Origin of the sequence: Cupriavidus sp. Met-2 (assembly GCF_049843575.1) — a bacterium.
GTDB lineage: Bacteria > Pseudomonadota > Gammaproteobacteria > Burkholderiales > Burkholderiaceae > Cupriavidus > Cupriavidus metallidurans.
Window position 1 is genome coordinate 1 of the sequence record NZ_JBBHZL010000031.1, and the last position, 9,180, is coordinate 9,180.

10 protein-coding genes and 1 pseudogene are annotated in these 9,180 nt (G+C 58.8%); 6 read left to right on the top strand and 5 right to left on the bottom strand.

The window, feature by feature from the left end; genetic code table 11:
- Both WD006_RS28910 and WD006_RS28915 read right to left on the bottom strand, forming a co-directional pair.
- Window positions 1-370, bottom strand: a pseudogene (locus WD006_RS28910) (tyrosine-type recombinase/integrase); the annotation flags it as partial.
- A 234-nt stretch (window positions 371-604) separates the two neighbouring features.
- The gene (locus WD006_RS28915; protein WP_051723007.1) at window positions 605-1,840 is read right to left on the bottom strand and encodes a TolC family protein; all 1,236 of its coding nucleotides are present in this window, start codon (window positions 1,838-1,840) and stop codon (window positions 605-607) included.
- 657 nt (window positions 1,841-2,497) lie between these two features.
- Between WD006_RS28915 and WD006_RS28920 the strand changes: the two genes are divergently transcribed.
- Complete coding sequence (locus WD006_RS28920) at window positions 2,498-2,932, top strand: hypothetical protein (protein ID WP_141192896.1); 435 nt, start codon at window positions 2,498-2,500, stop codon at window positions 2,930-2,932.
- A 134-nt stretch (window positions 2,933-3,066) separates the two neighbouring features.
- Complete coding sequence (gene fur, locus WD006_RS28925; protein ID WP_080711374.1) at window positions 3,067-3,492, top strand: ferric iron uptake transcriptional regulator; 426 nt, start codon at window positions 3,067-3,069, stop codon at window positions 3,490-3,492.
- Between the two features lie 126 nt (window positions 3,493-3,618).
- Here the strand turns inward: fur and WD006_RS28930 are convergent, their stop codons facing one another.
- Window positions 3,619-3,828 carry a hypothetical protein gene (locus WD006_RS28930; RefSeq protein ID WP_029307127.1) on the bottom strand — a complete coding sequence of 70 codons (210 nt, stop codon included), beginning with the start codon at window positions 3,826-3,828 and terminating at the stop codon, window positions 3,619-3,621.
- 395 nt (window positions 3,829-4,223) lie between these two features.
- On the opposite strand from WD006_RS28930, the gene WD006_RS28935 reads away from it, so the two are divergent.
- From WD006_RS28935 to WD006_RS28945, 3 genes are all read left to right on the top strand, one after another.
- Entirely contained in the window at window positions 4,224-5,255 is a 1,032-nt protein-coding gene (locus tag WD006_RS28935) for a GDP-L-fucose synthase family protein (protein WP_231108958.1), read from the top strand.
- Window positions 5,256-5,380: 125 nt separating this feature from the next.
- Window positions 5,381-5,755, top strand: a complete 375-nt coding sequence (locus tag WD006_RS28940) for an NUDIX hydrolase (protein ID WP_029307129.1) — start codon at window positions 5,381-5,383, stop codon at window positions 5,753-5,755.
- A 507-nt stretch (window positions 5,756-6,262) separates the two neighbouring features.
- Complete coding sequence (locus WD006_RS28945; protein ID WP_051723009.1) at window positions 6,263-6,997, top strand: glycosyltransferase; 735 nt, start codon at window positions 6,263-6,265, stop codon at window positions 6,995-6,997.
- Window positions 6,998-7,353: 356 nt separating this feature from the next.
- Here the strand turns inward: WD006_RS28945 and WD006_RS28950 are convergent, their stop codons facing one another.
- Both WD006_RS28950 and WD006_RS28955 read right to left on the bottom strand, forming a co-directional pair.
- A complete protein-coding gene (locus WD006_RS28950; protein WP_029307131.1) occupies window positions 7,354-7,563 on the bottom strand; it encodes a hypothetical protein in 210 nt (69 codons plus the stop codon).
- Between the two features lie 201 nt (window positions 7,564-7,764).
- Window positions 7,765-8,181, bottom strand: coding sequence for a copper resistance protein CopE (locus tag WD006_RS28955; protein WP_225934547.1), 417 nt, complete (start codon window positions 8,179-8,181; stop codon window positions 7,765-7,767).
- Window positions 8,182-8,569: 388 nt separating this feature from the next.
- Between WD006_RS28955 and WD006_RS28960 the strand changes: the two genes are divergently transcribed.
- Window positions 8,570-9,031 (top strand): CzcE family metal-binding protein, encoded by a 462-nt coding sequence (locus WD006_RS28960; RefSeq protein WP_029307132.1) that lies wholly within the window; start codon window positions 8,570-8,572, stop codon window positions 9,029-9,031.
- Window positions 9,032-9,180: the final 149 nt, after the last annotated feature.

A 9,180-nucleotide genomic window follows, 5' to 3' on the forward strand; every position in this document is an offset into this window, starting at 1 on the left:
GGAGGTAGAGGCACTCGGGCTCGTCCTGAAGCCATTGGTCGGCCAACATCAGCTCCGCGGCAGGGTTGGATGCACGCAGGTCAACGAGGACCAGGTGGCGGCACATCCTGTCCATCAGTTTGAGAAAGCGTACCCGGGCTGCCGTGTCGGCGGCCACATTGGCGTCGTGCCAGAACGCTTCGATGTCATCCGACCCAAAGTTCCCCAGCGTGGCGCCGTGAGCGGTCAGGTGGCGATGGAAACGCACAAACATGGCGCGGTGCTGCCTGATCGAGCGCTGTGCAAATGGGTGGTGATCGGCGCTGGCGGCTTCGTCGGCCTGCCAGCGGTCGTAGGCGCGAGTAGGATCGGTTAGCCAAAGTCTATGCATATGAGAGGTATGGGTTGTAGACCGCCAGCCGGACAACCTCGGCCTCTCCCATACGGCGATGGCTGGCCGCCATGGGGGGAAGTATGCGTCCAGCGCGCTTGCCGCTCGCGGGTTCGCCAGGGGTCGTCACCGGGTGACGGCACTTCTGTGCATCCGGGACATGAGCGGCTTGGTGCGTAGCGAGGGTGCCAGTTCGTCCGCACCGACCCCACCTCGCGTCGCGGCATGACAAAGCTAATGCTCCAGGCTCGCGTCCTCCAAACTACTCGCGAGCGCAGCGTCCGCAGTCGCAAAATTCATTCGTAACTCCAGCAACTGCCGTTGTGCGGCGTAGTATTGACGACGGGCATCCAGCAGATCGGTCAACGGAATGGCGCCTTTTTTGTAAGCGAACTCCGCAGCTTCCACCACCCACGTCGCGTCCGGCAAGATCTTCTCCTCGTAGCGAGCCAGTTGCACCCGTGCCGAGTCGAACTGTTCGAGTGCACGGGCGACTTCCAGGCGTGCATTTGCCCGTGTCTTGTCGAGGTCAATCCGAGTGCCTCTCAACTCAGCTTCCGCGCGTACAATCTCGCCGTCATACTCGTTGTGGATGAGGAGCGGCATTGACAGTTGCACGCCAAGCGTGGTGCCGCCGTTCGCGGGAAGGTTGCGTTCACTGACGAGCGCCAACGTTACGTCACGGATCCGTTGCGCTTGCGCTAGCTGCAGCTGTGCCTCATCGGCAGACAGGCGAGCGATGGCAGCCTGAACATCCGGGCGCGTTTCCAGCATGCCTTCGATACGCTCCAGTGTCGGCTTGCGCTCGCTTGCGAGTGGCCAGGCATCTATCACCCGGATCGAGGCGGATTCACGTTCATACCCGAGCAATGCCGCCAGGACGTTCCGCGCAATGCCAAGATCACTTTTCGTCTGAGCCACGTCGTTCTCGCTGCGGCGCTCCTCGATACTGAGCCGTACCACATCCACGCGGGCGAGGTCCCCAACCTTCAGCCGCAGTGCCGCGGCTTCTCGTGAGCGCGTGAAGGCGGTCTGGGTCGCCTGAGCGAGCGCGACACGCTCCTGCTCCTGCTTCAACGCAAAGTAGGCGGTGGCCAGCGCCAGGCGGAACTGGCGCCGAACATTGTCGGCATCGAGGCGCGCAGCGTCCTCCAGGTGGCTGGCGGCCTGTGTTCGCAATGCCCGCTTGTTGCCGCGCTCGATGAGCTGCGAAACGCTGACGAGCATGTCCGCGTCACGCGGACGATATTGTCCGAGTAGCCCCGGCCCGGTGCCAAGGGTCAGCGTTGGGTTGGGCCGCTTTCCCGCGGCGATGAGCACGCCCCGGGCTGCGTCCAGTGTGGCACGCGCGGCCGCTATGTCGCGATTGGTTGAGTTCCCGATGCGCAGCGCCTGACGCAATGTCAGCGCGCCCAGTTCGTTGGATGCAAAGCGGTCAGTGCGATCCGACACCACCGTCGATGACGACACGGCTGCGCTTCGTGTAGGCCTGAGGGTGGTCGAGAGGGGTTGTCCAAAAGTGGGTATTGCCAGCATTTGGCACAGCGCAGCAACGGTCAGCGGCGCCAACCCGTTCCATGACCCCGCGGATCGCAGGCGAACGCGTCTGCCTTCGTTCGGTCTTGCGAATATGTAAGTCATGGTGTGCGGGCCATTCTTTCCACGTTCCCTTTTTGCATACATGCCTGAAGCGAGACGTTCACGCTAACGTACACGAATGGAACTCACTGGCTCATGACGGGAAAATTACAAGATCGTTAGCTGACTATTCTGGGCAGAAGCGGTAGTGTTCGGAGAATAGTAGCTTCGCTTGCCGATACTGGAGCGGCTATGCCACGTGAGAGAAATGCATCCGATGTCGGGCTACGCTTCGCGCTCCGCACGCTGGCGCAAGGTCGGGCATCGCCCAGGCGTCTGCGGCCGCTGCCAATCGACGCAACTTGGCCCCCTATAGGATCACGCATAGGGCAGGAGAGCTGTATGCCAGGATTTTATCGATTGGCTGCAATGGATGAGCCATTGTGTATGTCATATCGACAGCACCCGATCCGGTGTTGCGCGAGGAGGGGCGAGGACAATCGGTATGCTCCTGAGGTAGCGGTCACCGGGTCTGCCGAAGAGTTTGCGTTGAATACCCGCTACGTGGCCGTCTTTCAGTATTTGCGTGACGAATCGATGTCCGCGATAAAAGAGCATGTGCTCTACCTGGGTACCAGGCGATATGCCACGGTTGAGGAAGCGCTTGAGGCCGGTGCGAAGGCTGCATGCGAGTGGATTGACCGCCGACTCAGTCCGCTGGATCGACATGGCGACTTTGCATACGAGATTTTTACTGAAGGTGGCGCCTCGCAGTGGGTCGCCAAGGCCAGGCTTCATGGCTCAAGCGATACGCTGGCCATCCTGGATTGGCAATCTGAGGTGTTTCCCATAGAGGGGGAATTTGCGACGAGTTCGTTTGCAAGACAAGCGGGAATCGCCTACGTGAGACAGGTCATCGACCGGTTGGTCGCGACGGGAAGTCACGACCAAAGGCTGGCGATTGTCTCTCGCCTCAAACCTTAGGTTTCGGCATGCCGCTTGCGTTGCCGGCCAAACCGCAACGGGTTGTACCAGGGAGACTTGGCTGGATGACATTTGACTAAGCGTGCGGCATACATTCTGTGCGTTGCGTGAAAAACGCCGAAGGGAGGCGCTCAATGGAGACTGCGGCAGAACTGAAGCGCGCCGGATTGAAACGAACATCTCCACGACTGCGTGTCTTGCAACTGTTTAAGGAGAGCGCGCAACGTCACGTCAGTGCCGAGGAGGTCTACCAGATTCTTCTGCAGGAGCGTGCTGACATCGGATTTTCCACCGTCTATCGGGTATTGAGCCAGCTCGAGCAAGCGCATCTCATTGTGAGCCATCGGTTCGATGGCGCGCGCACCCTGTACGAACTGAATGAGGGTGATCATCACGATCATCTCGTATGCGTGGAATGCGGCGTCGTGGATGAATTTAGCGACGTGTCGATCAAACGTCGCCAGCGGGACGTCGCCCGGGCAAAGGGCTTCAGTTTGCGTGAGCACTCCATGGTGCTCTATGGAAAGTGTGCCCAATGCCAGCGTCGAGCGTCAGAATGACGCGTTCTCGGACCAGATTTTTCTTCATACTTAACGGGTTCTTTGATGTGGCGCGGCGGGACTGCGCCGATGGCGGAAGTGACAGGTCCATTCACGCAAAGGCCGACGGAGCGCTCCGGAGCCGCCCTATCGGTTGCGCGGGAAATCATCGTAGTACGTGACTAATGCGAACAATCCAGAAAAGGCGTGCTGGCACGCCTCGCATACGTATTCCTGGTGAATCGTCGCAGCGCCCACGGCGCAGGCACCGTGGGTGATGTTCGTCGATTCGCAGCGCGGGCACAGAACAATACGAGTGGCCATCACTCGCGCTTTCCATTCGTCTTCATTCATCATGGTTGCCGAAGCTCCTACCCGTCGTCATGTTACGCCGTGCATTCATTGTCCGATAAGAGTCTGCGCGCAAGGGGCGCTCTGACCTGGCAGTGTGCCGGAATTTCCCTGGATGCAATGAAGGCTACTGCATGGGCTCGGTGTGAGCGAGACTTTGTTTCTGACTTGCGCACGGCTGTTCCTGCTACGGCGGCGCCGCCGCCCCACTTGCCTGCATGCCGTCTATGTGGGTTGACAGACAGTGATCCAAAGGAGTCGACCATAAAGTCATGCCACGGGCAAGCAGTGAACATGACGCTTCACGTCGGCGAATTCGTGAATGAAATGATCGAAGCACACTTCCTGTCTGCGCACCACGAGACGCTGGTCAAGATGGCAGACCTCTCCCAATGACAATCATGAACAAACCTATCCAACGAGTGTTCGTGGCCGGCCATCGCGGCATGGTCGGCTCAGCGATTGCGCGTGCGCTGGCCAAGCGCGATGATGTGGAACTGGTCGTCCGCACGCATGCCGAGGTCGATCTCACCGACCAGCAGGAAGTCAGCTACTTCTTCGCCACCGAAGGGATCTCGCAGGTCTATCTGGCGGCAGCGCGTGTGGGCGGTATCCACGCCAATGACACCTACCCAGCCGAGTTCATCCAGCAGAATCTGATGATTGCCGCTAACGTGATACACGAGGCCTGGCGCAACGGCGTCGAACGGCTACTGTTTCTCGGGTCAAGTTGCATCTATCCGAAGTTCGCGCCGCAACCGATCAAGGAGTCCGCACTGCTGTGCGGCGAACTGGAGCCCACCAATGCGCCTTACGCCATTGCCAAGATCGCGGGCATGACGCTGTGCAAGACCTACAACCGTCAGTACGATGCGGACTTTCGCTGCGTGATGCCGACCAATCTCTATGGGCTCGGCGATAACTACCATCCCGAGAACAGCCACGTGATCCCCGCGCTGATCCGACGCTTTCACGAAGCGAAGATTGCGGATGCACCCGACGTGACGGTATGGGGATCGGGTACGCCGATGCGCGAGTTCCTGTATACCGACGACCTCGCCCGCGCCTGCTTGCACGTGATGGGCCTGTCCCGCCAGGCCTACTGGACACACGCAGGCAAGGCCGGTTTCCTGAACGTCGGTACTGGAGAGGAAGTCTCGATCCGCCAGTTGGCGCTGCTAGTGGCGCAAGTGGTGGGCTATCAGGGCAGCATCGTGTTCGACAGCGCGCGTCCTGACGGCACGCCGCGCAAGCGCCTGGACTGCAGTGTCATCAGCGCTTCGGGCTGGCAACCGCTGGTAACGCTGGAATCCGGATTACCGCTTGCGTACCAGGATGCCATTGCAAGGGAAGCGTCTGAGCTTTCACGGGAATGGGCAGACAGTCGGCACGAACAACCATGCCCAGTAAGACGAACCGCCGCAGTCGGCTGACGCAAGACGCGGAAGTCCGTCCGTTCTCGAGCGGGGTGTTCTGGTCTGCGCGCCGATGCCAGCGAACCTGGCGTTACGAAAGCATTTGCCTTGGGTGCAATCGCTGACTTCAGCCCAAGGGATCAATGAAGACGAAAGTAAGGGCCACAGTCGTTTGTACACGCGGGGGCCGCATACTACTCGTTACCAAGGATGACAGCAGATGGGCTTTGCCTGGTGGGCGTCCGGGCAAAGCTGAAATTCTTGCCAGTGCCGCAGCACGGGAGCTTTATGAAGAGACGACGCTGATCGCAAAAGGGCGTGAGTTCCTATTTCAAGTGATTGGTGCGACAACGGTGCACCACGTTTTCGTTGCGAATATCAGCAAGACCGACGCCGCCATGCCGGGCAAGGAGATCCAGCGCTGCCAGTGGTTCGCCCCATCCGAGCTGGACGAGATTGTCGTTAGCCCGACGACGCGCCACATCATTGAAGGATTCTGGATCGTACGCAATCGGTAGAGGCAAGGTGTGCTCGTCGACGCGAGAGTCCCTGCACGAAGCGCAGGATCGCGGCGCTTTCACAAATCAATCCTCCTGCTGCGACGCGATTCACCACGCCGTGTGCATGCGTTGAAACCCGCCATCCCGCCCAAACGGCGGGGTAGGAGCCGGGACAATAATCGAGGGCGACGGGACGCGTTGATTGCAACCTGCATGACGGGAGCTTTCCTCCCGGATGATGCGGCGCCCCTCATGGCGCATGACTGCCGCCATGGGAAAGCGCTTTCATCCGACTGGTTGCTGCAATAGCGCTAGCCGGTAATCAGTTGGACAGGTATTCGTCACCTTCGATCCTCTATCCTGAGTGGTGCAGCGGTTCTTGTTAATCGATGGATAGAGTCGTGGCAAGATTTTTGCAATGGTGGATTTGCAGGCCGGTCAATTCTACCGAGACAAGACGAATATCGGACGACGTAGCACGCGGGTTGGTACATGGGACTGTGCTTTCGACCTTAAGATAGTGGGATGGCGATGACCTTAATATCTGTTATAACCGTCAATCTCAACAATTGCGTCGGCCTGTCAAGGACAATGGATAGCGTGTTGGCGCAGGTTCGTGAAAATTTCCGTGTTGAATTCATCATTGTTGACGGCGCCTCTACGGATGGATCCGTTGAGCTGGTAAAGCTACGGCGATCAGAGGTCGATCATTTCTTTAGTGAGCCGGATGGCGGAGTGTACGCCGCAATGAACAAAGGGTTAAACGTTTCACGAGGAGAGTGGGCGGTATTCATGAATTCGGGGGATTGCTTCGCCTCTCCAGGCGTACTCGCTGAGATGATGCGGAGCAAGAACGAATCCTCGGCGGAGCCTTGGTTGATCTATGGCGACAATCTTGGACGGAATGGTCTGGAGCCTGCTGCGCCGCTGCTGAGGCTTCGCGCCGGGATTATTCACGCATGCCATCAAGCGATGGCATTTCGTATTTGCGATCTGCGCTACGAGGAAAGATACAGGATCTATTCGGACCTGGATTTCGTTATTCAATATTACAAGCGATACGCGGCTGGGGCGTTCCGCTATGTGCCGATGGCGTTCTCATGCATAGAGCCAAGTGGGATCAGTGCGTCGTTTCCCAGGGAGAAGCGATTGGAGAAGTTTAGAATCATTTACAATCGCCTTGGATTGAATGGTGTGATGTATGCCGTTGCCGTCTCGATTGCCATAATGGCTCGCGCAAAAATGGCAAGAAGAATGTGACCCGTGTGCATGGGTCACTAAAGGATGGTGAGTCATCTGGGGCTGAGCTTCCAGCGTTCCGCCAATGCCGGCTTTGGTTCCGGTCACGGCTAGTAGCCCGGCGTTCGTAGCGATATCTGACGATAGGTCGATACCATGCCAGTCCCCATTCGTCTGGAGGATCCTCTCGCAAAAAAATGCGGTTGCTCAGATCGGAGCAACCGCTAAGTGTTCCACCGGGGGAACGGCAGATCTTATGGATATCGAACCCGGCGATGCGAAGACGAGGGCCATTGGAGGAGCGGGCCGATATCGTGCCCTATGTTCGTATAAGTCAAACGACGCGAGGCGGGCGTTTTTGCTGCTTCCTGGAAGGGCTATTTCGCGATGTCTTCACCTACGCGATGCACAATCTTTGCGCCGCCGCCGTACACATCGAAGTCCGCGGCTTTGGCGCCGTCCGTATACGGATCCCTCGGTCGATGAATCTGTCCACGCTCAGTATTGCGCGCGGTTTCCGCAATGGCGCTGCCGATACCGACGTTCAAGACCGTGAGAGCTAACAGGGCCGCAGTGGTACGTTTCATGAGTTGCCTCCTGTTGAGTGCTATCCAATACGATCCGGTCCCCCTTTGGACAAGGATCGTCTGCGCGTGTGCCGGAACGCTATGAGCACAACGGTCGGGGGGCGCGATACGCCCTACCAATTCGACAATGCCAGTCTAGTCCGGCCAACCGAACCTACAGATGACCCTCCCATTACAACTGCAGAACGTTTTTGGGGTGAATTAGGCCTCGTTGCGAGGAACCGCAAATCGGCGGCGATCTTCAGCGCTTACCCATTGCGCGAGAGCGGAGTCGGACAACTGTGTCGCACATAGGTTGTACCACTGGCGAATGGCATCCGCCCAGATTCTTCTCTCGGCGGCTAGCGACGCGAGGTGGAACCGGAGCTCCGCCGGCAATCGGGCAGGATGCCCGTCTTTGCTGCCGATCGAGAATTCATCCAGAGCTCGCTGCAGGCCTTCGCGTCTGTGCGCCCACCACTCGTCTTTGCCCCGCTCCGCCAGCAAACACTGCAGATGGGCTCGCAGCGCGACGACCTTGGACCATGCGACGACAGGCAGTTCTTCGTTGCTGCTACGCAGCCAGTTTGACAGCACATCGACTTCAGGGTCTCCCGCGCTTCCGAGGAGGCCTGGCATGTATGAAGCCATCGGCGAGACGGCGTCCTGGAGCCGTGATAACGGCAGAGGGTAGGGACCGCAGCCACTGGATGAGGGCGTAGGGGGGTGACGGGGAATATGGGGTGGGGCAAGCCATAAGCATGTTGAAACAGCAAGAAATAGGTTCTCGCCCTTCGGTCTGAGATGGGCATTACATCGGTGCCACTAGCCCGTCGGGACAGGTCACGATGCATCGTGACGCGATGCTTTGGCGTGAGCGTCTGGCATGGCTAACGCAAGGCTGACGATCTCGGTTGCGCTATTCGTGGAGCTTTCCGAGTTGTAACGGGTGGGTAAGGTGTTCGCCTGGGCTGGATGGCTAACATCGTTGGCAAGGGTTAGGCCCGAAACTCATAAGGAGAACATCATGACATCTCAAAAGCCCTCGATCGCGTCGCTCATGCTCGGCGTCGCCGCACTTCTCGCAGCCTCCGCTGCATGGAGCGCTGACAAGCTCGAATCCACCAGCGCAGCCGGCTGGTCGCAGCAAGCCCAGATGCAAGCGGCTGCACATCATGATCATGGCGCCGGAGCGGGCCTCTCTTCGTTGTCCGCTATCAAGCCCGGCCCGCAGGCTTCGCTGTTCGGCAGCGAGGCGCCGGCGGGAAGCACCTCGCGTGTCGTCGACGTTGCGCCGGGCCTGAAGTATGTGAATGTCGATTCGGGCGAGACCGTAACCTTCAAGAGTGGGGCGAGCGAGATCACTTTCGCGTTCGGGCAGTTGGCCCGCACCAAGGCCATTGCCCTCAACGAACTCTTCCCGGAATTGCCTAACAGCCAGGGTGTCTGGGTGTACATCGAGCGGAGCGAACTGTACACCGGCCACTGACCAGGCACGGCGCTAGCCGCGCACCTGTCTGTTTTGTCATGTTTCGGTCAGGCGTGGGTCGGCAACCGTCACGTAAGCTGTATATGAACGGTTCGCTGAACCCCTACTCCTTGGAGATTACGATGAAAACGCTGAAAAAGAGTGTCCTT